The sequence below is a fragment of the Enterococcus sp. R12 genome, assembly GCF_058135755.1.
Genome location: NZ_CM176874.1, coordinates 1,736,796 through 1,762,498, shown reverse-complemented (window position 1 = coordinate 1,762,498; position 25,703 = coordinate 1,736,796). Strand labels below are relative to the sequence as shown.

21 protein-coding genes are annotated in these 25,703 nt (G+C 40.4%); 8 read left to right on the top strand and 13 right to left on the bottom strand.

Features of this window, described 5'->3' with window-relative positions; translation table 11 throughout:
- Positions 1-563: 563 nt before the first annotated feature.
- From ACTW1R_RS08090 to ACTW1R_RS08070, 5 genes are all read right to left on the bottom strand, one after another.
- A complete protein-coding gene (locus ACTW1R_RS08090; RefSeq protein ID WP_015509670.1) occupies positions 564-1,505 on the bottom strand; it encodes an ABC transporter ATP-binding protein in 942 nt (313 codons plus the stop codon).
- Positions 1,506-1,608: 103 nt separating this feature from the next.
- Positions 1,609-3,039: an ATP-binding cassette domain-containing protein gene (locus ACTW1R_RS08085; protein ID WP_271814888.1), complete on the bottom strand. Its 1,431-nt coding sequence runs from the start codon at positions 3,037-3,039 to the stop codon at positions 1,609-1,611.
- Between the two features lie 6 nt (positions 3,040-3,045).
- A complete protein-coding gene (locus ACTW1R_RS08080; RefSeq protein ID WP_159161314.1) occupies positions 3,046-3,942 on the bottom strand; it encodes an ABC transporter permease in 897 nt (298 codons plus the stop codon).
- An 11-nt stretch (positions 3,943-3,953) separates the two neighbouring features.
- Positions 3,954-4,883: an ABC transporter permease gene (locus ACTW1R_RS08075; protein ID WP_015509667.1), complete on the bottom strand. Its 930-nt coding sequence runs from the start codon at positions 4,881-4,883 to the stop codon at positions 3,954-3,956.
- 61 nt (positions 4,884-4,944) lie between these two features.
- A complete protein-coding gene (locus ACTW1R_RS08070; RefSeq protein WP_015509666.1) occupies positions 4,945-6,522 on the bottom strand; it encodes an ABC transporter substrate-binding protein in 1,578 nt (525 codons plus the stop codon).
- A 492-nt stretch (positions 6,523-7,014) separates the two neighbouring features.
- Between ACTW1R_RS08070 and ACTW1R_RS08065 the strand changes: the two genes are divergently transcribed.
- Positions 7,015-7,527 carry a GNAT family N-acetyltransferase gene (locus ACTW1R_RS08065; RefSeq protein WP_074933957.1) on the top strand — a complete coding sequence of 171 codons (513 nt, stop codon included), beginning with the start codon at positions 7,015-7,017 and terminating at the stop codon, positions 7,525-7,527.
- 84 nt (positions 7,528-7,611) lie between these two features.
- Here ACTW1R_RS08065 and ACTW1R_RS08060 read toward each other — a convergent pair whose 3' ends face one another.
- Complete coding sequence (locus ACTW1R_RS08060) at positions 7,612-9,684, bottom strand: glycosyl hydrolase 115 family protein (protein WP_236550378.1); 2,073 nt, start codon at positions 9,682-9,684, stop codon at positions 7,612-7,614.
- Positions 9,685-10,090: 406 nt separating this feature from the next.
- Between ACTW1R_RS08060 and ACTW1R_RS08055 the strand changes: the two genes are divergently transcribed.
- Both ACTW1R_RS08055 and ACTW1R_RS08050 read left to right on the top strand, forming a co-directional pair.
- Complete coding sequence (locus ACTW1R_RS08055; protein ID WP_086295313.1) at positions 10,091-10,495, top strand: hypothetical protein; 405 nt, start codon at positions 10,091-10,093, stop codon at positions 10,493-10,495.
- 39 nt (positions 10,496-10,534) lie between these two features.
- Positions 10,535-11,044: an AAA family ATPase gene (locus ACTW1R_RS08050; protein WP_118215236.1), complete on the top strand. Its 510-nt coding sequence runs from the start codon at positions 10,535-10,537 to the stop codon at positions 11,042-11,044.
- Positions 11,045-11,257: 213 nt separating this feature from the next.
- Here ACTW1R_RS08050 and ACTW1R_RS08045 read toward each other — a convergent pair whose 3' ends face one another.
- From ACTW1R_RS08045 to lepA, 3 genes are all read right to left on the bottom strand, one after another.
- A complete protein-coding gene (locus ACTW1R_RS08045) occupies positions 11,258-11,509 on the bottom strand; it encodes a hypothetical protein (RefSeq protein WP_159161313.1) in 252 nt (83 codons plus the stop codon).
- 273 nt (positions 11,510-11,782) lie between these two features.
- Entirely contained in the window at positions 11,783-12,733 is a 951-nt protein-coding gene (locus ACTW1R_RS08040; protein WP_159161312.1) for a zinc-binding dehydrogenase, read from the bottom strand.
- 180 nt (positions 12,734-12,913) lie between these two features.
- Entirely contained in the window at positions 12,914-14,749 is a 1,836-nt protein-coding gene (gene lepA / locus ACTW1R_RS08035; RefSeq protein ID WP_005226023.1) for a translation elongation factor 4, read from the bottom strand.
- 145 nt (positions 14,750-14,894) lie between these two features.
- Here lepA and ACTW1R_RS08030 point away from each other — a divergent pair, with 145 nt between their 5' ends.
- From ACTW1R_RS08030 to ACTW1R_RS08015, 4 genes are all read left to right on the top strand, one after another.
- Positions 14,895-16,109 (top strand): GNAT family N-acetyltransferase, encoded by a 1,215-nt coding sequence (locus ACTW1R_RS08030; RefSeq protein ID WP_005226022.1) that lies wholly within the window; start codon positions 14,895-14,897, stop codon positions 16,107-16,109.
- A 51-nt stretch (positions 16,110-16,160) separates the two neighbouring features.
- A complete protein-coding gene (locus ACTW1R_RS08025; protein WP_010748216.1) occupies positions 16,161-16,646 on the top strand; it encodes a nucleoside 2-deoxyribosyltransferase in 486 nt (161 codons plus the stop codon).
- The gene (locus ACTW1R_RS08020) at positions 16,647-17,312 is read left to right on the top strand and encodes a DUF2238 domain-containing protein (RefSeq protein WP_167821853.1); all 666 of its coding nucleotides are present in this window, start codon (positions 16,647-16,649) and stop codon (positions 17,310-17,312) included.
- A 277-nt stretch (positions 17,313-17,589) separates the two neighbouring features.
- Complete coding sequence (locus ACTW1R_RS08015) at positions 17,590-17,775, top strand: hypothetical protein (RefSeq protein ID WP_005226019.1); 186 nt, start codon at positions 17,590-17,592, stop codon at positions 17,773-17,775.
- A gap of 61 nt (positions 17,776-17,836) precedes the next feature.
- Here ACTW1R_RS08015 and lepB read toward each other — a convergent pair whose 3' ends face one another.
- The 4 genes from lepB to clpB form a co-directional block, all read right to left on the bottom strand.
- Positions 17,837-18,406: a signal peptidase I gene (gene lepB, locus ACTW1R_RS08010; protein ID WP_167821852.1), complete on the bottom strand. Its 570-nt coding sequence runs from the start codon at positions 18,404-18,406 to the stop codon at positions 17,837-17,839.
- Between the two features lie 166 nt (positions 18,407-18,572).
- The gene (locus ACTW1R_RS08005; RefSeq protein ID WP_077454512.1) at positions 18,573-19,526 is read right to left on the bottom strand and encodes an ABC transporter ATP-binding protein; all 954 of its coding nucleotides are present in this window, start codon (positions 19,524-19,526) and stop codon (positions 18,573-18,575) included.
- Positions 19,523-21,064 (bottom strand): ABC transporter permease/substrate-binding protein, encoded by a 1,542-nt coding sequence (locus ACTW1R_RS08000; protein ID WP_010748212.1) that lies wholly within the window; start codon positions 21,062-21,064, stop codon positions 19,523-19,525. The genes ACTW1R_RS08005 and ACTW1R_RS08000 overlap by 4 nt, the downstream gene beginning before the upstream one ends.
- A gap of 167 nt (positions 21,065-21,231) precedes the next feature.
- A complete protein-coding gene (clpB, locus tag ACTW1R_RS07995) occupies positions 21,232-23,835 on the bottom strand; it encodes an ATP-dependent chaperone ClpB (RefSeq protein ID WP_005226015.1) in 2,604 nt (867 codons plus the stop codon).
- 309 nt (positions 23,836-24,144) lie between these two features.
- On the opposite strand from clpB, the gene ACTW1R_RS07990 reads away from it, so the two are divergent.
- On the top strand, positions 24,145-25,671 hold the full coding sequence (locus tag ACTW1R_RS07990; RefSeq protein ID WP_034857779.1) for an ABC-F family ATP-binding cassette domain-containing protein: 1,527 nt from the start codon (positions 24,145-24,147) through the stop codon (positions 25,669-25,671).
- Positions 25,672-25,703 lie beyond the last annotated feature (32 nt).

Genomic DNA, 25,703 nt, shown 5'->3' with positions numbered 1-25,703 from the left:
CAATACTATTTCTCATTCGATACTTGTAATAGAACATAAATATACTCCAGCAGCACCTAGTATTTGAGATCGTTGAAAAGACTGTAATTGAGTAGAATCTTTGAGAGTTTAATCAGTATACGGATTCTGATTTTGCCTCTTGGGTAAACATATCCGAAATGCAATTATTAATAATCACAAAATGAATGCTACTTAAATAATTGGTTGATGTGTCACCATCATCCAATTGTTTAATAGTGCTGAAACATGATTCAAAAAAAATATTCTCTTGTTGAACTCAATTTTGCAAACTTTTAAGAGAGAAATTTACTATACGCATGATATCATTTCCTGCTTTATTTTCGAGCAAGATTTTACTTCGTTCAAAGCTTTTTTAGTATCGACGTTAAAACCAGTTAAGCACTATACCTAACTGGTTTTGACTAAATTTTCAGTTGTGTCTTTCTCTACCAACACTAAATGTCGAAGAGATCTAAATTTTCAGTTATATCATTCTCTTTCAAGCTTATATACTGAAGAGCCGAGATAAGCAGTTAATTCATTTTGTTTTACGACTTCTTCATTTAGTTATCGATTTTTCTCAAACTGGCAGCGACAAAATGATTTGTTCCTACCTGAACCCAATCCGGGTCCGCTGTTTCTTCTGTTTTAAATGTGGTGAAATCAAAGACATTGTTTTCCTTACTGTAAAAATCATCAGGCGCTGTTTTTTTGTTTCGAATGTCGGTTCTTAAAAACGCAGCAAGTAAGCGCCTTGTGTACGGATGGTAAGCATTTTTGAATATCTCATTGATTGGGGCACTCTCGACGATTTTTCCCCCATGCATCACGATCACATCATCGGCCATTTTACTAATGACACCCAAATCATGGGTAATAAACAAAATACTTGTATCCAGCTTGTCTTTTAACTCATTCATTAACTTAAGGATTTCTGCTTGGATGATCACATCGAGTGCGGTAGTCGGTTCATCGGCAATCAATAGCTTCGGATTGCAGGCTAATGCCATTGCGATCATTACCCGCTGACTCATTCCTCCAGATAACTGATGAGGATATTGCTTGGCTACTCGTTTAGGATCTGTGATCTTGACAGCTTCTAACAGCTCATATGCCCGTAAAGTCGCCGTCTTATTGTCGACGTGCTGATGAAGTTTCAAGGCTTCTGTCAGTTGTGCTTTGATTGTAAATACCGGATTCAAACTTGTCATAGGCTCTTGAAAGATCATTGAAATATCGTTTCCACGAATTTTCAAAAGCTCTTTTTTGCTTAATTCGAGGATATTTTTTCCATCAAAACGGATCTGCCCTTCCGCTATATACTGATTTCGCTGAAAAAGTTGAAGGATCGACATGGCTGTTTGACTTTTGCCACTCCCACTTTCTCCAACGATTCCTAATGTCTTCCCTCTTTTTAATGAAAAAGTAACGCCTTTGACAGCTTTGACAGTGCCCCGTTTCGTATCAAAATACGTATGCAGATTATCAACTTCTAGTAAATCCATCTGGACCTCCTTTTGATTTTTTCCCATTAAACCAATCGTATCATGCTTATGGTTCGATTGATTGACTCATCAACCATGTTTCAATTTCTATGTTCTAAAAAAACTATTTTCGCGTACACTTCACAAAATGATTCGGCTCGACTTCTACCCAATCTGGATCAGCATCCGTTTCTTTTGAATAGTTGAATGCCAAATCAGGATGGGTTTCATCAAGAGCCCATGGGCGATACTCTTCGTCTAGCGTTGGAATGGCATTTAATAATTGCCGTGTGTACGGATGGATCGGGTTAGAAAAAATCGTCTCAGCTGAAGCTAATTCTACAAGATGCCCAAAATACATCACACCGATCCGATCAGAAATAAATTTTACGACTCCAAGATCATGGGTGATAAACAAGTAAGTCAAATTGAGTTCTTCCCGCAAATCATGAAGCAAATTGATGATCTGTGACTGAATCGAAACATCTAACGCTGAAACAGCTTCATCGCAAACAATGAATTTGGGCTTTAAAGCTAAGGCACGAGCAATCCCGATTCGTTGTCGTTGTCCACCAGAAAATTGATGCGGATAGCGATGAATAAATTCTTTCTTTAACCCGCATTTTTCCATGATATCAAGAATATAGGTTTCATAGTTTGGGTCCTTTTTACTAGCAAAAAATTTGTGTATCAACAAACCTTCTCCAATAATATCACCCACTGTTAACCGTGGATCTAGTGAGGAGTAAGGGTCCTGAAAGATAATTTGCAGGTCTTTTCGTAAAACTCTTGATTCCTTTTGAGTCAAAGCAGCTAGATCGATGCCAGAATCAAGCTGCTCTTCATAGTATGAAAAATCTTTTTTGTTCATGACATCTTTTTTTAGTTGTGCGACTTGCTTATCAATAGCTGCTAAGTCATTTTGTTGTTCAGCGATCGTTTTTTCCAAATTTATGAGCTCTGATTGATCCACTGCCCCGTTCATTGCTTGTTTTTGCTGATTAAATGTTAACGCTCGCTTGCTAGCGGCGACTTTTGCTGCAGCTTCGTAACGAGACGAAAGAAGCTTACTGACCTTTTGTAGATCATCATGCAAAATCAAGCCTCCGACTAATCGTAGGGTATTGCCATATTCATTTTCAAAAGCGATTTTCTTTAGACGCAACCGTTCCGTTGTTGCTTCTACATCAGCAGCTGAATCGGTAGCGAGTTTTGATTCGATCGACTGGAGCTCATTGACAGAATCAGTAAACTGTTTCATCTTTTGTGGCAGTTGTTGATAGACTTTTTTTACGTAACGAGGCATGAAATCTTCGATCGTCTCTCCATAGTAAAGGGTCGAGCCTCCGGTTTGTCGTTGGAGCTGAATAATCGTGCGTCCAAAGGTCGATTTTCCACAGCCACTTTCTCCGACGATGCCTAATGTTTCTCCTTCATATATATCGATCGTAAGATCTTTATTTGCTTTCACATAGTCTTTTCCCACCCCAAAAAAGTTTTTCTTCTTCACAGGAAAATACTTTTGTAGATTCTTGACGCGCATGATCGTGTCCATAACTGCTTACCTCTCTCTCATCTTTGGATCGATAGCATCTCGGATTCCGTCACCGATCAAATTAAAGGATAAAATGGTCAACATGATCGCGATCCCTGGATAAATCGTCAGGTAGGGATGTGTTCGGATATAGCCTCGTCCAAAATTTAACATCGTTCCCCATTCCGCAACGGAAGCCTCCATACCTAAGCCAATAAATCCTAAGCCAACAGCAGATAAAATTGCTGTGGCAACGCCCATTGATGAATGTACGATGACTGGTGAAAGGATATTTGGCAAGATGTGTTTAAAAATCAGCAATCCATTATTTGCGCCCAGCGCTTTTCCAGCTTCAATAAATTGCTTCTCTTTGACCGCCATCACACTTGCCCGAATAATACGAGCAAAAATGGGGATATTCGCTAACCCGATCGCCAAGATCATGTTCGGCAGACTGGATCCCAAAGAAGCCACGATGGCGATTGCCAACAAAATGGAAGGGATGGATAGTAAGATGTCACAAAAACGCATAATCAGCGTATCGATCCACCCTCTGAAATAACCGGATAAGACACCTAAGATGCCACCAAAAAAGAGTGCCAGTAACACCGCACAAACGCCTACAGTAAGCGATATTCTCGTGCCGTAAATCAAACGAGACAATACGTCACGTCCCAAGTCATCTGTCCCAAACCAATGAGAACGACTTGGAAATTGCAATGCATTGGCTAGATTTTGCTCCCTCATGCCATAGGGAGCTATAAAGTCTGCAAAAATCGCAGTAATCGTCAGTAACGTGATAAATAGTAACCCAAACATTGCTCGGCGATTTGCTTTTAAGGAAAGCCAAATCTCTTGTTTCGATCCTTCTGGTACGCCTGCAAGTGCTTGCGTTTTCGCTATGGCCTTTTTTCTAAAAAACATGAGTTCCTCCCTTAATCATATGAGGTTTTAATTCGCGGATCGATATATGCATAGAGAATATCGACACATAGATTAACCATCGTAAAAATAAATGCAATAAATAAAACGCCGCCTTGGACGATCATTGTGTCTCTTGTACGGATCGCATTCACCATCAATGTCCCGATCCCATTGATACTAAAAACAGTCTCGGTCAATACAGCCCCACCTAATAAAGCCCCAAACTGCAAACCAATGACTGTCACTACGGGAATCAAGGCATTTCTTAAGGCATGATGGAACGTCACCTTTGAACCATTTACTCCTTTGGCTTTTGCCGTACGAATATAATCTTGGTCTAAAACGTCCATCATACTCGACCTTGTGATCCGGGCGATCGTGCCAATTGATGAGGAAGCCAATGCAAATACTGGCATGATCATTTGCTGCCAAGTATCAAAACCAGATGCTGGCAACCAGCCCAGGGTAGAAGTAAAAAGAATAATTAAAAGGAGTGCCTGCCAAAAGGTTGGCATAGAAACCCCAACTAGTGAAAGAAACATCACGAAATTATCAACCTTGGAATAAGGTCTCGAAGCAGAGATCACTCCCAGTGGAATACCAATCAGCGAGGCAAATAACACACTCCATACTGATAATTTGATTGTGTTGGGCAAACGGACTAGGATTTCATCCATGACCACCCGGCCAGAAACATACGATCTCCCAAGATCAAATTCGACAACAACATTTTTTATATAATGAAAAAATTGTTCGATAAAACTACGGTCAAGCCCCATTTGCACACGCATGGCCTCATATTGTTCAGGAGTCGCTCCTTCCCCCAACACCATCGTTACAGGGTCTCCAGGTGATAGATACATAATCGTAAATACAATAAAAGAGACGCCTAGCAGGATAGGAAACAACCACAGAATTCGTTTTACAATATATTGGAACATCTATTCATCTCCTCAAAATAAAGAGCCATTGCGGCTCTTTATTTTATACTCTCAATCCAATTTAGTTTTTTGACACCGTATCTAAGAAGTAACTTCCAGTTGGATGATGTTCGAACCCTTGCACCCAGTTGCGGATACCTGAAACATTTTCTCTGGTTTGTAAGTAAACCCATGGCATCTCATCATTGATAATCTCTTGCGCCTCGTGATAATAGGCCAAGCGTTCCTCTTGGTCAGAAGTGCTACGAGCTGCATCAAGTAATTCATCTACCCGTTCATTATGATAGAACGTACGATTTCCAGCTTCGCCAAAGCTACTTGAATGGAACAGTGGATACAATCCATAGTCAGCATCTGTTGTGATCGTTGTCCAACCTAGTAAGAACATATCTGGTTCACCAGCTGCTGCAGCATCTAAAAATGCTCCCCACTCCATTTGGTTGACCTCAACAGTGATACCTAATTCTTCTAAAGCAGCGGAAACAACCTGCGAGACACGGATTCGTTCTTGATTGTTATCACCGACATACAACGAAAGGGAGAACCCGCCATCTGGATAACCAGCTTCTGCTAATAGTTCTTTTGCTAATTCAACGTCATAAGGAGTAGCTTCCAAGTTTTCATTATATCCAAAAACCAATTCGTTGATCGGTCCACTCATTTGAGTCCCGATCCCCATATGAACCGTTTGGATAATCGATTCGACATCGATAGCATGGGCAATCGCGCGACGTACCCCTACTTCTTGCAATGGTGTATCATTTCGAACGTTGAAACCTAAGTATTCCGTTCCTAAATTTTCTGTCGCTAATAAAGTCAATTCATCGTTTTCTTCAACCTTTTCATTATCAGAAGGAGCGATATCATAAACAATATCGACGGTTCCTGACTCTAGTTCAATCAAACGAACACTTGAATCTGTAATTGTCCGAAACTCAATTCTTTCCATTCCCGCTGGCTCATCCCAGTGATCGTCAAATCGATCTAACGTCACGTGACTACCGGTTGCCCATTCAACAAATTCAAAGGGACCCGTTCCCACAACGCTGCTGATACCATAATCTTCACCAGCTTCTTCCACAGCTTTCTCACTCAAAATTCCAACCGCAGGATGTGCTAAATGAGTCAAGAAAGGCCCGAAGGCACCATTTGTCCCGATATGGATCGTATGATCATCGATCACTTCGATCGTATCAGGATCGATCGAACCAATGATATGACTGATCGAAGGTGAGTCAACCGCCCGTCGAAGGGTGTAGGCAACATCAGAAGCTGTCATCGCTTCCCCATTATGAAAGACAACATCTTCTCGCAACTTGAACTCATAAAGGTTCTCTTCAATTTCTTCCCACTCTGTTGCTAACCCTGGCACTAACTCAAGATCGTTCGTCTGTTTGATCAGTGTTTCATAAATCTGTCTTGCTACCCTGGTAGTTGCTTGGTCGTTCGTTTGATGGATATCTAATGTCACTGGATCCGCACCTGATGCGACCACTAATACATTAGGATCAGAACTAGCTCCCCCTGACACATTCCCTCCCGAACTATCTGTTGGGTCTTGGCCTCCACTACCACAAGCACCTAATACCATCAGACTTGTTAGCAATACGAGAGCCCAGCTTGTTTTCCTTTTTTTCATGTTATCCTCCATTTCGTCCCCTGTAACTTAAGGATTTTTTTTTGCGCTCTTCTTCATACCAGCAAATATAGAAATTAGACGCATTGGCGTGTAACTTGGATCGAAAACACATACGGTCGTCCTGTTTTCTATCAACTAACTATAAAAAATTTGCTCATAATGAAGAAGCTTTTATCTGAATGATGAAAATTTTCAGATAATAACAAACTTTAGCTTGGAAATGTGATAGATTTGTGATGAATACCTAAGAAAATTGTCATTTTGTTAGAATAAAATTAAGAATTGCGATTTATTATCATTAATTTGACTTTTTCTTATAAGAACCCATTCAGTTAACAACTACTAATTCTTATTTTTGTTTCATTTGATTGAAAGTGTGACAACGATTCTGTACTAGGAATTTTAAGTCTCTAAATTTTTATCGCTATCAAATATAAACGTCATATATCATTATGTGATAAACTATTTTTGAATAAAGATGGGAGTGATTGAATGAACGTTTTCTTCAGACCACCAAAAGAAGAGGATATTGATCGAATCATGCAGATTGAAAATGCAGGATTTACAGCTGATGAAGCAGCATCCAAAACTGCGATGATGAATCGAATACATACAATAAGTGACAGTTTTATTGTTGCTATAAATGAAAAGAATTGTCCGATCGGCTACGTTGTAGGGCCCATTATTTCTAAACGTTATCTCTCTGACGATCTCTTTGAAAGTACTTGTCCTAATCAGCCTTTTGGTGGCTACCAAAGTATTCTGAGCTTAGCTGTCGCTCCTGATTATAGAAACTGTCAGATTGGCAGTAAACTACTGTCAGTCCTCGAAGAACAATGTCGTCTTCAAAACAGAAAAGGAATCACCTTAACTTGTTTAGAATCATTGATTCCATATTACAAAAAGCATGGCTATCAACTAGAAGGACTGTCAGATTCCCAACATGCAAATGTTGCTTGGTATAATATGGTGCTGGAATTGGACGACACGCCTAGTGAATTCTAATAAAAACTGCATACTAGATGAAACGCCATTCAAAAGTAAGATATTTAGTCTTACTTTTGAATGGCGTTTCATCTCATTTTAATATTAATTAGGATCTTTTCTAAAACTTACTCTGATTTTTCTTGCTAGCTTTTCATCCGTCAACGCTTTTTTAGTATTTGAAAGCAACATAACTCTTGATTCAGTGGGATCCATAATATATTTTCTCTCCCACTGATCTTGATCTGGACCATCGCCAATGATACGAATGTAAGACAACAAACTTTTGATCATCTCTTTTGTCAATGTTAGATTAGTATAGCCATCATTTTCATAAAAATCATACCATGTATCACTTGGATTTTCCTTCAGTATTTGAATTAGTTGATGGATTTCTTCTAACGCATCGAAAACTTTTACAAATACAAAGACCATTTCTTCCCGATCAAGCATCTGATAAGCGTCTAACAAATGGAGCAGTGCTTTTAATGTTTTGCATTGAACGGCTACTGAGAGGTAAATATCATTAAAAAAGCGGGCATTTTGCGCATGTTTATCCTGAAGGGATAATATAATCTGCTGGCATCTCAGCAATAGATTCTCCCAGGCTGCTATCTTTTCTCTTACCATAGAGAAAATTTCTGTGACTTGCTCCTTGATTTTATTATCACCCGTCAACCATTCTATCCTCGGAATTTTTGTTTCTTGCTTGAGCCAGGATTGAATAATTTTTCGAATCAAATAACAGGCAAACTCGTCCCCAGCGGTTTGATCCTCATGTGTTCCATAGCGAATAACCGCTTCAAAGTAAGCTTCATAGACAGCTTGGATCTCTTCTTGCTGATTTTGATAGTATTGTGTTACATGCTCTGAAATTATCTCTTGATTGGTTCGTAACTGATAATCTGCTCGCCAGAAATTCGCTATTTCTTGTAAGAACAAAATATGCGGTTTTATGTTGCCTGTATTGACTAAGACAAACTTATCCATCTTGACTTCTCTAACCGCCATTAACTCTCTAGAAACAAATTCTGGGCTATTAGGCAAGATCGTCAAGAAATTAGATGCTTGTAAATCATGAAAGGCAACGTGATAATAAATTCCTCTTGATTGATTTGGTTTTGATGTGTTTGTTAACACCTCATCGCGTGGATCATGATTTCCTTGTCTACGAGAAACCATTTTGCCATAACCATTATCCGCCCAAATCTCAATCACATCATCTGGAAGCTCAAGTAAGCCAAGATTAAATAATTCCGTCATCTCCCCATAAATGTTCATTGAACATACTGCATGAGGATCGACTTCTTTAACCATATGATATTGCAGATGGACGATTTCGTTGATCACTGCTGCTTTTTCCGCTGCTGACCACTGTCGATCAAGATCTTCTGCCCAAAAAGGACAATCCCCTTGTCCGCGAAAACCAAGTGTGTAGATAACCTTGGTACCTTTTTGCTCGTGTAAGGCTTTTTCCCATAATTTCTGAAACAACGCAAAATGTTCCTCGTATGAAGCCTTCAAACCAGGATACCTTCTAGCAAACATCTCAGCGCCTAGTGGCTCGGCATGATGATGTGTATAGATCAACCCCATCGCTTGCGCACTTTCACGATGTCTATCACTGTTCTTATCTGTTCCAGGGATGATGACATTTCCGCCTAATCGTAACAATGTTTCATAAATACGTTCCCATACATATTCATTCGAACCATTATCTTCCCATTGATCCAGCAGCAACTCATCATTGACGAACCAGCCCCGATAGTCCGTTGCAAAATCAGGCAATGTTAAGTCAAAATCTGTCCATTCAATAAACGGTTTTTTTATTGGGGGAATCTCCATGAAATACCAAAAAGGTTGAACATCTAAAATTTTATGTGAGATTTCAAGAACCCCATACATTAATCCTAACGGTGTTTCAGCACACACTTTTACTTTATCTGGCGATACGAAAAGTATATGAAAAGCATCCGTTTCATTTTTTTCATCAAGTAAAACCAATTCAATTTTATTTGCCTTCCTCGTGTCTGTCACAACGGTTAAAATGTCACGTTGCAAGATCTCGCAAGCATGTCCAATCACTTCATTTTCCAGCTGTTTTGACGTGACAGAAGTATTTTTCGAAATGAAAAATGTTGGTTCCATGTAATCACCCGTTTCATCTTTTTCTTTCATTATTTTAACTCTAATGAAAATCCAACTACTGTACTGTAACTAATATTCTATCTATAACTTGATAGTCAATTCGCTCTTAGAAAAAATAGGACCACATTCTAAAAATCATTCTAATAATCCCCATTTAAACACTTTGAGATCGTTTACAAGTATAGAATAAACGAAACCTTTCCCCAAAAAAATAGAGAAAATCGATGAAAAAATTAAAAAAACAGACTATTTTCGTATTGTGGTTTTAATCGTCTTCTTTTAAGTAAACACGTCTCTCATAGACAGATTACTTTAATTCAATCAATAATTTCGTCCTTCCCATTACTAGATTGGCGATACAAGTTAGCTAAAATTTCCCTCGCTTAGCACTTTCATCCTGATATAATGAAGTAAATCAACGACAAGGAGCCATAGCATGTCAAAAATAATTATTTCTGGAAGTATCGCTTTTCAAAAGGATTTTGAAGAACTGACGAATACACTTACTGAAAATGGTCATCAGGTGATCAATTATCCAAAAGCCACGGACGATCTTTCTACTCAGTTTCCAACCTTATTCGTAGACTTTTATAAAGACATAGAAAAAGCCGAGATTTTTTATTTGTATAACAAAGAAAAAAATGGCATCTGTGGTTATATCGGTGCAGCTGGCTTTGCGGAAGCAACCTTTGCTTTGACTCGAAAACTACTGTACGGACAGAAAATCCAATTGTTTTTGCATGAGGAACCGAGTGAAAAAGTAGCTTGCTCTGAAGAGATTGGGCTGTGGAAAGAGAATGGTTGGATCACAGTTAAAAATCTAAACACGTTTTTGGATTGAGAAAAAAATACTTTTTATATGAAAGCTGGCGGTAGTCTGATGAAAAAGCTTATATTGATCAGTGGTACGATGGGAATTGGTAAATCAACTATAACTGAAGAACTATCCAAACAAACAAAGCAGTCTGTTTACCTTGACGGGGATTGGTGCTGGATGATGAATCCGTTTATCGTCAATGAAGAGAATAAGGATATGGTGATCAACAATATCCATTTTCTGTTAAACTCTTTTATCAATAACTCTATGATCAACGTCATTTATTTTTGCTGGGTTATGGATGAGCAAAAAATTGTGGATCGAGTCTTGAACGGCATCGCATTGGAAGATATTGACGTGCAACACTTCTCATTAATTGCCTCGCCAGAAAAATTGCAGAAAAACTTTGAAGGAGATATAACCACCGGGAAACGAACACTATCTGATTTACAGCGTTCACTGGATAGGTTACCAAAATATACTGAATTGCGTTCAAGAAAAATTGATATTTCCCATTACTCTGTTGCGGAGACCGTTTCAAAAATAAGAAAAATAATTTTGGCATCTTCTTAAATATTCCTTCAATTAGTAAATTTTGGCCTATGTTTTTTAACGCAACTATTCTCAGAGAGTTACTTCTTGTGACTGACACAAATAAGCCCACACTCATAAGAGCATGGGCTTATTGAGATCATTGTCAATTCTAAATCTTCGATTGAAATCTGGCTTTTATCAATTGAGATTTCAATTGCTGAATAATGGTGACAATTTCTTATTATTCTTCAATTACATATACTTCTCAACTTCATCAATTTCTTTTTTTAGTGCTTTTTCATCGTACTTTTCATACTTACCGGCTTCGTGTGCGATCTTTTTGATTTCATGAATCGCTTTTTTCTCAACGATCCATTTCTTCATACTATGTTTTTTTGCATCTGCATCTAGTGTGTCTAATTCAGCTAAATTTTCATCTAACTTATCAAGAACCTCTGCAATCTTTACCAATGCTTTTGCTTCCTTTTCTTCATAGTTTGTCATAGATATCACTCCTTAAGTATTTGATATATTTATCTTACTGCTGTAATTAAATATTTTCAAATTAAATGTACTGTGTATCACAAAGTTTTATCTTATTCTCACTGAATAGATAGAAACTATAATTTTTTTTGCAATATTCTATTCATTTTACATTTATTTTTATCCTTAAAGATGTATCATAAGAGAACTATCGATTATATAAAAAAATGCCTTAGTGAAACATCAAACATTCGGTGTATCGTTTGCAATAAAAACATCTAGTTTTTTACCTTCTTATGGTTGCAGCAGAATTTTACCGATACTTTTTCCAGATTCTAAATAATCATGGGCAGCTTTTCCGTCAGCTAATGAAAAAATGGTTGGTTGACTGACTTTCATTTGATCCTTGCTAAAGTAGTCAAACAATCGAGAGCTTCTTCTCTCCCGCTCTTGAAAACTTGTCAAGTAATCCCAGAGATCCCCTGTCAAAATACTTTTTGATTTAGATAGCAAGGGAATAAAGTCGATCGCTGGAGGATTTCCGCCGGCCATGCCAAAAAAGACAACCTTCCCTCTATTTTTGAGCAAGTCGACACTTTCGGCTAATGTATTCCCAATGCCATCATAAACGGTATCAAAGAAAGAAGTGTAGGTATCTTGCCATTCTGTATTTCTTAAAAAGACTTGTTTTGCTCCTTGGTCTAAAGCCAGTTGTCGCTTTTCTTCCGTAGAAGTGACGCCATACACTTCTAGGCCATCTGCGGTTAATAGTTGCGATAAAATTTGTCCGACGCCACCACTTATTCCATGGACGAAGACCTTACTATGATTCACATTATTGCCAAGATCATGAGCTAAAAAATCAGCTGTCAACCCTTGCAGACCGATACTGGCTGCTAATTTAGGTGGTATACCTGATGGAATACGGATAGCATTTTCCTCAGGGACAGCCACCAATTCTGCATTAGCAAAAGGAACATCCACAAAAAGAATCGTTTCTCCTAGCTGAAACTTGGAGACAGATCTTCCTTTTTGAACAATCCTCCCTACCCCTTCATAGCCATTAATAAGAGGGTCTCGGGATTCAATATGATAGTTACCCTTTCTCCGATAAATATCAGCATAATTCAACCCAATATACATCATCTCTACCAATAGCTCATTTTCATGAATGATGGGATCCGGCAAATCCCCATATGTTAAAACAGTTGAATCACCGAATTCATTAAAATACAACGCCTTCATGCGCAAATCATCTCCGATCTTCAATCTATCAAAAGCCACACATCAATCGATTGAAACTATCTACTAAACAACCGACGAATGTCCCTTCGGTCATTTTATATTTTTCCTTTTATTAAAAAAAGCACCTTCTCTCGAAGGTACTTTCATTTTATTCCTCTTACTGACATTCGTCAAAACAGATTATTTCTTCGGTTCGTCCTCATCCATCTTCAGAACGGCCATGAAGGCTTCTTGCGGTACTTCGACGGAGCCGATTTGTTTCATCCGCTTCTTCCCTTCTTTTTGTTTCTCTAGGAGTTTGCGTTTTCGAGAAACGTCACCGCCGTAACATTTCGCCAATACGTTTTTACGCAAGGCTTTGATGTCGGAACGCGCAACGATTTTTTGTCCGATGGCTGCTTGGATCGGTACTTCAAATTGTTGTCGTGGGATCAGTTTTTTCAGTTTTTCAACGATGGCTTTACCGCGTTCATAAGCAAAGTCACGGTGAACGATAAAGCTTAACGCATCAACTTTTTCAGTATTCAGCAAGATGTCCATCTTCACTAGCTTGCTAGTTCGATAACCAGACATTTCATAATCCAGTGATGCGTACCCTTTGGTGCTGGATTTCAATTTATCAAAGAAATCAAAGACGATTTCCGATAGTGGGATCTCATAAACGACGTTTACACGATAATCATCCAAGTAATCCATCGTGACAAAGTCTCCCCGTTTGCGTTGGGACAATTCCATTACAGCACCGACGTAATCATTAGGCACCATGATTTGTGCTTTGACGTAAGGTTCTTGTACGTTTTCAATTGTGACTGGTTCAGGAAATTCTGCTGGGTTATCAACGACCACCATTGAGCCATCTGTCTTGTTGACATGATAGATTACGGATGGTGCAGTCGTAATCAACTCAAGGTTAAATTCACGTTCTAGCCGTTCTTGCACGACATCCATGTGTAATAGGCCTAAGAAGCCGCAACGGAACCCAAATCCTAATGCTTGAGAGGTTTCTGGTTCAAATTGCAATGCTGCATCATTCAATTGTAATTTTTCCAATGCTTCTCGAAGGTCGTTGTAGCGTGAAGTATCGATTGGGTACAATCCGCAATAAACCATCGGATTCATTTGACGATAACCAGCTAAGGCTTCTTCTGCTGGATTGTTGGCTAATGTCACCGTATCCCCGACTTGGGTATCTTTAACGGTCTTGATGGCAGCAGTGATATACCCAACATCGCCCACCATCAACGCATCTCGTTGAATGGCTTTTGGTGAAAAGACACCAACTTCCGTAACATCAAAGGTCTTGCCATTGCTCATCATTTTGATTTTATCTCCAGGTTTGACCATCCCGTCCATGATGCGGACGTTTAAGACCACCCCACGATAGGAATCGTACACGGAGTCAAAGATCAACGCTTTTAGCGGTGCTTCAATATCACCTGCTGGAGCTGGGACATACTCAACAATTTGTTCCAAAATGTCTTCGATCCCAATACCTGCTTTGGCACTCGCTAAAACAGCTTCACTGGCATCGATACCGATCACATCTTCGATCTCTGTTCGTACTCGCTCAGGATCGGCAGCTGGCAAGTCTATTTTATTAATGACTGGTAGAATCTCTAAATCATTGTCTAACGCCAAGTAGACGTTTGCCAATGTCTGTGCTTCGATCCCTTGAGCCGCATCAACGACGAGCACGGCGCCTTCACAAGCGGCCAAACTGCGGGAAACTTCATAGGTGAAATCGACGTGCCCTGGGGTGTCGATCAAATGGAAGATGTAGGTTTCGCCGTCTTTGGCGGTATAGTTAAGTTCCACGGCATTTAATTTGATTGTGATTCCTCGTTCACGTTCAAGATCCATGGAGTCTAATAGTTGGTTTTGCATTTCGCGTGACGTCACCGTATGGGTTTGTTCCAAAATACGGTCCGCCAATGTTGATTTCCCATGGTCGATATGGGCGATAATGGAGAAATTACGAATCTTCTCCTGTCGTTTTTTCATTTCTTCTATGTTCATGGATACGTTCCTCATTTCTTTTAGTCAGCTTTTCTATTATACCAACGAAACGCCAATAGATAAAGTATTTTTCTTAACCGTTATTTAGACATATTCATTCAGGTTTTGCTATACTAGAGCTAGCAAATAAATTGGAGTTGAAAGAATGGACAATAATTTTCATCAAAATCTACATATTCGAGCGGTGGAAGAAAAAGACGTTGATCAGTTCAACGAACTGTTAAGCTATGTTTTTCAGATCACTGAATCGGATATTGAAGAAAGCGGCTATGAGAGCAAACGGGAAATGATCAAATCTAAGCGCCCGATCTTAGAGCTTTCCAAAGTCTTTGGCTGGTTCAATGAAGACAAGTTGATCTCGCAAATCGCCGTTTATCCTTGTGAAGTCAATATACACGGCAAATTGATCAAAATGGGCGGAGTGACCGGTGTTGGGACCTACCCAGAATATGCCGGACATGGCCTGATGAAAGACTTGATCAAGCTTGCCTTAGAAACGATGCGGGAAGATCAGCAATGGATCTCCTACCTTTATCCATACAATGTGCCCTACTATCGTCGCAAGGGCTGGGAGATCATGTCCGACAAGCTGACCTTCAAAATTCGTGATACCCAGCTTCCGAAAACCAAAGAAGTCCCTGGGATCGTAGAGCGCAAAGAAGTGGATGACCCTGATGTCTTTACTGTCTACAACCAATTCTCCCGCGACAATCATGGTGCCTTGCAGCGAACCTCTTTTCACTGGGAAGAGTATTGGCGCTATGAAAATGAAGAAGAGCGCACCGCGGCTGTTTATTACAATGCCAGTGGTCATCCGACTGGTGTACTTTTTTATTGGGTAGCCGAAGAAGTCTTCCATGTAAAGGAAATGTTCTACTTGAATCAAGAAGCCCGCAATGGTCTTTGGAATTTTATCTCTGCCCATTTCTCAATGGTTTATTGGGTCAAAGGAGACATATATTCAAATGAACCCCTGTCCTTCTACTTGGACGATAGCCAAATCAAAGAAACCATCGAGCCTTATTACATGGCGCGGATCGTCGATGTTGAACAGTTTTTGAAAAACTTCCCATTTGAAGCCTTCCAAACACCTTTTCACTTTGTTGTTTCCGACCCAGTTGCCGATTGGAACAACGGGATCTTCGGTGTCCAATACAATCACGGAGAGATCGTGGTTTCAAGAGAAGCTATCGGAAAAGCGGTCCAGCTGGATATTCAGACATTGTCTTGTCTGTTGATGAATTACCGCCGTCCGGCTTACTTAGAGCGTGTGGAACGGCTAAATACCGATTCAGAAACACTGGCATTACTGGAATCGATCATCCCTGATATGGAAGCCTATTTTAGTGATTATTTCTAAACAACGAATCAACAAAACGTACAACTATGAATGATTAAGGAGTGTTTTTGAATGAAACTATATTTTGCTGCTCCCCTGTTTGCTGCTAGTGACCTGCGCTACAACGCCGAACTTGTTGCGTCGATTCGTCAGCAGTATCCGCAGCTGGAGATTTATTTACCTCAAGAAAATGCCGCGATCAATGATAAATCCGCCTATGCGGATAGCAAAATGATCGCTTTGGCAGATACCGAAAAAGTGCTGGAAAGTGATCTGATGATCGCATTGCTGGATGGTTTGACCATCGATGCTGGGGTTGCCTCTGAGATCGGTGTCGCTTATGCTAAAGGAATTCCTGTTTTAGGGCTTTATACGGATAGTCGCCAACAAGGTGCCGACAATCAGCAAAAGCTGGCAGCATTACAAACCGTTGCGGAAAATCAGTTCCACTATGTCAATCTTTATACGGTGGGTTTGATCAAGCTAAACGGGGAAATTTACTCCTCTGAAGCAGCCCTTTTAGCTGGCTTAGCCGACTATCTTTCGGAGGACAACTAAATGGGGCAAAATTATCAGCGACTGCAAAAGGTATTCACTATTTTTGGTATTCTCGTGTTTTGTTTTTCTTTGTGGGAATTTTTCCGTGGGGTCTATCCGCAAACACAAGGATTGATTTTCCTCGCCCAAGCCTTGCTTGGGATTTTATTGATCTTCGTCCCAGAAATGAGTAAAAAGTTCTTGAAAATCCAGCTACCAAACGCCACCGTCTACTTTTATTGGTTTTTCTTGCTGATCTCTGTATTTATGGGGACGATCTTACATTTGATCGAAACCATTTCTTTCTGGGATAAAATTCTGCATGCGGTAAGTCCAATGGTCTTGACGGCTGTCGGCTATGGATTGATCTGTCTGCTACTGAAAGAAGTCAAAGTTTCAAACGTCTCTCCCTGGTTATTCTTACTGATGGGCTTTGCTTTTGCTGGCTTGTGTGGTATCTTCTGGGAGTTTTGGGAGTTTATCTGCGATTCTGTTGGTGGAATGAACCTCCAACGTTATGCAACCTTAGATGGCACCCCGTTTATCGGTCGCGAAGCATTGATGGATACGATGGGTGATTTACTGACCAACACGATTGGTGCTGCCTTGATGGGCGTGATCGCGTATGTGCAAGGTCGAGGCAAACCTGATTACTTTGAAAGTTATCGGATTAAAAAATTATCATAAACGACCTTTAAGAGCTTGTTGAAACCAGCGTTTTTTCAACAAGCTTTTTTCTTTTGTTCTTTTATTCATAAAGAAAAATTTATAAAAATACTTAAATAACACATCTTATTTTTATAGATTCGCTGTCTATCAAGGTTTAACCTTTCTTACACTTCCCTATAAAACGATTACAACCACAAAAAAATTCCCTCGTTTAATCATTTTTATTTCCCCAAAAAACCATGGTCTGTTATAATTACATTATTCATTTGACGTTGCGTCAGTAAAGGAGAGGCTTATGGTTCTAACAGTGTTTTTTATTTTATGCTGCTTGATTTTTTCATCGATCACCTATGCGTTCTCTAAAGATGCTCGAAAATTTGTCCAACCTTTATCAATCAAAATTATTTTTATTGCATCAGCTATTATTGCGGTTTGGACAATGTTCTTTTCAATGGTTGCATTTGTCGCTTGGGTCATCTAAAAAACATTCTTGTCAGTAGCGATCGTTTTCGCTGCACTGGCAAGAATGTTTTTTCTTTTGATTAAAATAGTTTGAGTTGATTCAATGGCCAAAAGCGCAGCAGCACTTTCCCTTCCATTTGATCTTCCGTTACAACCCCGAAACTGCGACTGTCTCTAGAGATCAAACGATTGTCTCCCATCACAAAATAGCTGCCTTCAGGCACCGTTACCGTAAAATCATCGGTAAAGTGTTCGGCACCAGCGGCGATTTGCTGAAACATTTCGCGATAAGAATATTCGTCTTGTAATTGATCGTCTGCAAATTTCTCTTTAAACTCATCTAAATAAGGTTCTTCGTATACTTCTCCATTGATCGTTAGGACATCATCTTTCATCTCGATGGTATCACCGGGTAAACCAATCAACCGCTTGACAGCGATTTTACTTGGATCATCTGGTTCAACACATATCACGATGTCTTGTCGGTCATAGGATGAGATTTTTGATGCAATCAAACGCTGTTTATCTGCCAACGTTGGGTCCATAGAATGGCCACTGACTTGAACTGGGGTCAGGACAAACAGACGGATGAGAACCACGGCGACGATAAAGAAAAGCAGTAACCAATTTTCTTTGAGGATTTTTACCATAGCTGCTCTTTCGCTCCTTTACTGCATCTTTTGTCATCGGCGAAAGCTTGTTCTGCCATTTTGACAAAAGATATCTTCCTCAATCTTACGTGGAATTTTTGCTTTGAGCAAGAGAAATCATCGATTTTAAAAAATTTATGATATTTCTCGTTGCGAAAAGAATCGTTTACGTACGATCACGACTCAAGAAAGCAAACACATCTTTTCGACGTAGACTCCCTATCAGTTGGTGATTTTCTTCGATCACCACCGTCTCATGACTCGCAAATAAAGTATACAACTCATTTAATGGCGTAGATGCTGCAATTTTCGGGTCAGATTGATTGATGTCATTGCTGAAAAAGTTCATCCGTATCAAATCTCCTGCTGTGACCAGTTTCGCTTCATCTTCCCCGGTTTCTTCAAAGAAGCTTTTCACAAAAGCGGTCTTCGGTTGTGAAACAATGACTTCTGGTGTATCGCATTGAACGATCTTCCCTTGATTCATCACAGCGATGCGCGTCCCTAATTTTACCGCTTCTTTCATGTTATGCGTGACAAAAATAATCGTTGTCCCAAGCTCTTGGTGCAGATCGAGGACTAGCTCCTGTAAGGAATTACGAGAAATTGGATCAAGGGCACTAAAGGGTTCGTCCATCAGAATGATTTCGGGATTGGCAGCTAACGCGCGCAAGATCCCGATCCGTTGCTGTTCTCCACCAGACAATTCTTTCGGCATTCGATGACGGTATTGCTCTGGGTCAAGTTTGACCTGTGTCAGCAAACGATCCACGGCTTCTGAGCGATCTTTTTTTGACCACCCTAACATCTCTGGGATCACTTCGATATTTTGTTTGACATCCATCGTCGGAAACAGAGCGATTTGTTGGAGAACATAACCCATTTGCCAACGCATCTTTTGAATATTGTATTCTTTGATGCGTTTTTCTTTGAAGTAAATATCACCATCTGTCGGTTCTGACAACGCGTTGATCATCTTCAAAGTCGTCGTTTTCCCACTCCCAGAAGGACCGACCAAAACAAAGATTTCTCCTTTATTGATACTCAGATCTAATTGATCGATCACTAGTTTTTGATCAAACTTTTTACTGACGTTTTTAAATTCAATAATTGGTGTCATTCTTGTCCCTCCTTAATTAATCCTTCGTCTATCAGGAAGGTACGTGCGACTTCTGCTGGATTTTTTCCTTCGACATTGACCTGATAATTCATTTCACTCATTTGTTCTTCGGTGATTTTCCCTGCCAACTTTTCCAATGCACGGACGACTTCTGGATGTTCCTTGGCAAAGGCTTCTTTCATCAAAGGCGCTCCTTGATAAGGTGGAAATAGTTCCTGATCGTCTTCTAGAATAACTAAGCCATATTGACGCAATTCACTGTCCGTGGAATAGGCATCCAGTAGATTGATATCACCATTATTGATGGCTTGGTAACGCAATGCTGGTTCCATACTTTGGACACTTGGAAAATCTAGCCCATAAAGTTCTTGGATCCCCGCATATCCGTCCGTCCGATCAATGAATTCGAGGGTGAAGCCAGCTTTGATTTGATTTTCGATTTTCTTCAAATCAGAGATCGTGGTTAGTCCATTTTCCTCAGCAAATTCTTTTTTGACAGCCAATGCATAGGTATTTTGATACGCCATCGGCTGAAGCAAGGTCATCTCAAACTGATCCTTCAATAGATTGACTGCTTCGGTATAGGTTTCGTCGGAGTCAAGGTTTTGACTCGCAAGCTCTTCTGGTACCTCAACTAAGCTCTCCAACACGGTACCAGTAAACTCTGGATATATATCAACTTGACCATTGTCCAATGCGCTGAATAAGAAAGAGGTTTTTCCAAAATTTGGCTCTAGTTCAACTTGGGCATCAGGGTCTTCTTGTTCAATCAATTCTTTGTACATGTTGATCAAGATATCTGGTTCAGATCCTAGTTTTCCTGCGATGGTAATGGTTTTGGGAGCGAAAAATCCGCTTTGTGAAAAGGAAACCCCACCAATCAGCAAGATGATTGCTGCCAACGTGATCAAGGTATAGCGCGGTTTTAAATGTTGCAGGTAACGGATCAGGGTACTGAAAACAATCGCCAACAAGGCAGACCCGATCGCACCAATCAACGTTAACTCAGGCGCATTTCGATCGATCCCTAACAAAATAAAGGAACCTAACCCGCCAGCGCCAATCAAAGCGGCTAAGGTCGCTGTTCCGATGATCAAGACCAGCGCCGTGCGAATCCCAGAAATTATGACAGGCAAAGCAATCGGCAACTCGACTTTGATCAATCGGCGCATCCGAGACATACCAAATGCCGCAGCAGCTTCTTCGATTGATGGATCGATCTCCGAAAGGCCAATATAGGTATTTTGAAAGATCGGCAATAACGCATAAATAACTAGTGCGATCAATGCAGGCGGCGTTCCGATCCCCACGAATGGGATCAATAAACCTAACAGTGCCAGTGATGGAATCGTCTGTAACACACTCGTTATTTGTAGGCCGACTTCCGCTGCCCGTTTATGATTAACCAGCCAAATAGCTAAAGGAACAGCAATAACGATCGCCACGAGCAGCGCAATGATCGACAATGACAAATGTTCAAAGACAGCTGTCAGCAATTCCCCTTTTCGCTCATTCAACGTTTCAAAAAAAGTATTCATCTTTTCATTCCTCTCCTACTCCATAAGAACAGTATAATCGAAGTGCGAATTTCCTCCAAACAACAAGCAAGGAGAACTTTTTTGTCATATGTTGATAGACAAAAAAACGATGGCTGCCAATGAAATGGCAACCATCGTTTTGTATTTATTCATTTGTTCTCTTTTTATTACTCGGTCATTGGCGTATTTTCAAAAACCAGCTGATCGTTCAATAATTCGATCGTGACTTGGGTCTTTGGTAAGACTCTGCCAGCAACGATTTCTTTTGCCAATGGGGTTTCGACTTCTCTTGTGATAAACCGACGGAGAGGTCGCGCACCATACGCTGGCTCATAAGCATTTTCAGCGATCCAGCGTTTGGCTTCTTCAGTGATCGTCAACAGTATATCTTGGACTTCCAGTCGTTGTGAAAGCTGTGCGATGATCTTGTCGACGATGCCTGTCACATCGCTTAGACTAAGCGGTGTGAATAAAATCGTATCGTCGATCCGATTTAAGAATTCTGGTTTGAAATGGCCTCTCAAGAGATTACGGACAGTTTCTGCAACAGTTTCTGGGATCGTCCCTTCTGCAGTCACGCCATCTAGCAAGACTTGAGAGCCAATGTTGCTAGTCATGATCAAGACGGTATTTTTGAAATCAACGACGCGTCCTTTTGAGTCTGTCAAACGGCCATCATCAAGCACTTGCAATAAGATATTGAAGACATCTGGATGGGCTTTTTCGATCTCATCCAATAAGACGATCGTGTATGGATTGCGTCGAACGGCTTCGGTCAATTGTCCGCCTTCTTCAAATCCAACATAGCCTGGAGGGGCACCGACCAAACGAGACACCGAATGTTTTTCCATGTATTCGCTCATATCGATCCGAACCATATGCTCTTCAGAGTCAAAGAGGTTGACCGCTAACGCTTTCGCTAATTCGGTCTTACCGACGCCGGTCGGTCCTAAGAACAAGAAGGAACCTAATGGTCGATTTGGATCTTGCAGACCAGCTCGGGAACGAATGACTGCGTCACTGACGGCATCGACTGCCTCGTCTTGTCCAATCACTCGTTGATGCAAGGTCTCATTTAATTTCAACAGTTTTTCTCGTTCGCCCTCCACTAATTTCGCAACAGGGATTCCTGTCAAGCGGCCCACGACTAAGGCGATCTCATTTTCTGTCACTGACTCTTGAACCATCCGAATGCCTTCGTCCTGGTTTTTTTCTTCCAATTCAGCGAGTTCTTTTTCCAGTTGTGGAATCGTCCCATGACGAAGAACAGCTGCCCGTTCCAAATCATAGTTATTTTCAGCATCTTCCAACTCATGCTTGGCTTTATCGATCTCTGCCCGTTTATTGGAAACTGCATTGACTTCTTCTTTTTCCGTTTCCCACTGCATTTTCATGGTATTGACTTCTTCACGCAATTCCGCCAATTCTTCTTGTAAAATGCCTAAACGTTTTTTCGATGCATCATCGGATTCTTTTTTCAGTGCGGCTTCCTCGATCTCCAGTTGCATCAAACGTCGAGTGACCTGATCGAGCTCGGTAGGCATCGAATTCATTTCCACCCGAATCGTGGCACTTGCTTCGTCGATCAAATCGATGGCTTTGTCTGGTAAAAAGCGGTCCGTGATATACCGATCGGATAAGGTCGCAGCAGCAACAAGCGCATTGTCATGGATGTTGACGCCATGATGGATCTCGAACCGTTCTTTCAACCCACGTAAAATCGAAATCGTATCTTGAACGGTTGGTTCCTGTACCAACACTTTTTGGAAACGACGTTCCAAGGCTTTGTCCTTTTCCATGTATTGACGGTATTCATCAAGGGTGGTTGCGCCAATCGTATGCAATTCTCCCCTTGCCAGCATTGGTTTTAGTAAGTTTCCAGCATCCATGCTGCCTTCCGTCTTACCAGCACCTACAATATTGTGGATCTCATCAATAAAGAGAATGATCCGTCCATCGGCTTTTTTCACTTCTTGTAAGACGGCTTTCAAACGCTCTTCAAATTCACCTCGGAACTTGGCACCTGCGATCAAGGCACCCATATCCAGAGAAAAGATCGTTTTGTCTTTTAGGTTTTCTGGGACGTCTTTTCGCACGATCCGTTGAGCCAATCCTTCAACAATGGCTGTTTTACCAACCCCCGGTTCACCAATCAAAACGGGATTGTTTTTTGTTTTCCGAGAAAGGATGCGAATCACGTCGCGAATTTCTTCGTCTCGTCCGATAATGGGGTCCATTTTTCCGCTGCGGACTTGTTGGACCAAGTCAACGCCGTATTTTTCTAATGCTTTGTATTGTTCTTCTTGATTTTGTGAGGTCACACGATCCCCTCCTCTTAATGTTTCGATCGTTTGCTTGATTTCTTTCGCGGTGATTCCTTGTTTCTTTAAATACACCGTCAATGGATGATTTTTCAATTTCATCAACGCATAAAGGACGATTTCTGTGGAAAGATACTCGTCTTGAAATTCATTTTTTAATTGATCTGCCTCAGACAAAAGATGAAACAGATTTTGACTCATGGATTGACCATAACGAACATTTCCTCCTTCAACCGAAGGCAGTTCATCTAGTAGCTGGTCGACTTCTTTTTCAAATGCATCGACATCAAGACCTGTATCCGTATAAAAATTGCGGCCGAATTGATTGGCTTGCAATAAAATCTTCCATAAATGCGGAATATCGATTTCTTGGTGGTGACGCGTCATGGCAATCTGCTGTGCTTCCGCGATGGCACTCTGTAATGTAGTCGTCATTTTTTCTGGGTTCATACTTTTCCCTCCCAAAATGGTAGTCAGAAAAATTAGTACACTGCAAGCAGCATCCTTTTTTCTACTCTTCTATTATACAATATTGGTCAGTAATGGTCAAAAGATTTCCCTCGAAGATCAAGATTTTTTTCAGTATTCTTTCATGAAAATTGACAGATAGGAAGCCGCAATGGTATGCTAGGTCCTGATTGGTCAGGAACAATCGATTTTCCTGATCCTTTTGATCGCTCTTTGGCGATAGTTATTCAGTAAGATTATCTACTTAGCTGTAACGTCTACTGTTTACAGCTTTTTTATATGGAGGAAACGATGTTAACATTAACAAATATTAGCCAACAATTTGGCGACAAATTGCTTTACGAAGATGTTTCCGTTCAAATCAACCGTGGGGAAAAAGTCGGGTTGATTGGACGGAACGGCGCCGGCAAAAGTACTTTAATCAAAATCATTACAGGAGAAATTCTCCCAGACGATGGCTTTGTTCAATTTCCGAAAAATTTGAAAATGGGCTATTTGGATCAATATGTCAATGTTGATGAAACGCAATCGATCCGTGATTTTTTGCGCTCTGCCTTTGCAGAAGACTTCGAAAAAGAACAACAGATCGCAAATCTTTATACTGCTTATGGCGAAAGTCTTGACGATAAGCTTTTAGAAAAAGCCGGTGAATTGCAAAATCAATTGGATCAAGGAAATTTCTACCAAATGGATACATTGATCGATGATTTAGCAGAAGGATTAGGTATTTCGGTTCTCGGCATGGATACCCCCCTTGCTTCCTTAAGTGGTGGTCAACGCTCAAAATTGATCTTAGCAAAAATGCTGCTAGAAAAACCCGACATGCTGATTTTAGATGAACCGACCAACCACTTAGATGATGAGCATATCAAATGGCTGGTTGAGTTTTTACAGGACTTTACTGGTACCTACTTAGTCGTTTCTCATGATCGTCAATTTTTGAATGAAATCACGACCCATATCATTGATATCGAATTTGGCAAGCTTTCTAAGTATACGGGGAATTTAGACAAAGCATTAAAGCTAAAAACGCTGCAAAATGAAAGTTATATGAAGCAATACGAAGCACAACAAGAGCATATCAAGAAAACCGAAAGCTATATCCGTAAATACAAAGCTGGTTCTCGTTCAACAATGGCAAAGAGTCGTGAAAAACAATTGGCAAAAATCGAACGTTTGACCCCACCCCAAGATGTCCCTAAACCGCATCTAGGATTTGATTTGGCACCGATCGTTACGACCTTGGCATTAGAGACGACCAATCTAGTGATCGGTTATGACCAAAAGCCTTTACTATCGCCAATCAACCTAACGATCCGCTATGGCGAAAAAATTGCGATTCGGGGATTTAATGGGATCGGTAAATCGACGTTGATCAAAACAATACTTGGTGTGATCCCTGCAATTGAAGGAACCGTTTCTTACCCACAGCATACAAAGTTTAATTACTTTTCTCAAGATCTTGACTGGGAGTATCCATTACAGACGCCTCTGCAATACCTCGAGGATCTTTTCCCAAAGGCAACCAACAAAGAATTGCGACGACAACTTTCTCGTGCGGGATTACCTAGCCAGCTTGCTCAAGAGGAATTGAAATTATTAAGTGGTGGCGAGCAGACAAAAGTGAAGTTAGCTGAAATGATGCTGATCAAAAGCAACTTTTTGATTCTTGATGAACCGACCAACCATATCGATCAAGACACGAAAAACAATTTGGAAGAAACCCTGGCAGCTTTTCCCGGAACCGTTCTGATCGTTTCCCATGAAGCTGAATTCTATGAATCCTTTGTTGATCGGATCATTGATTTGAAAGACTAAAAAAAACGCTTATCCTCTACTCGAAGATAAGC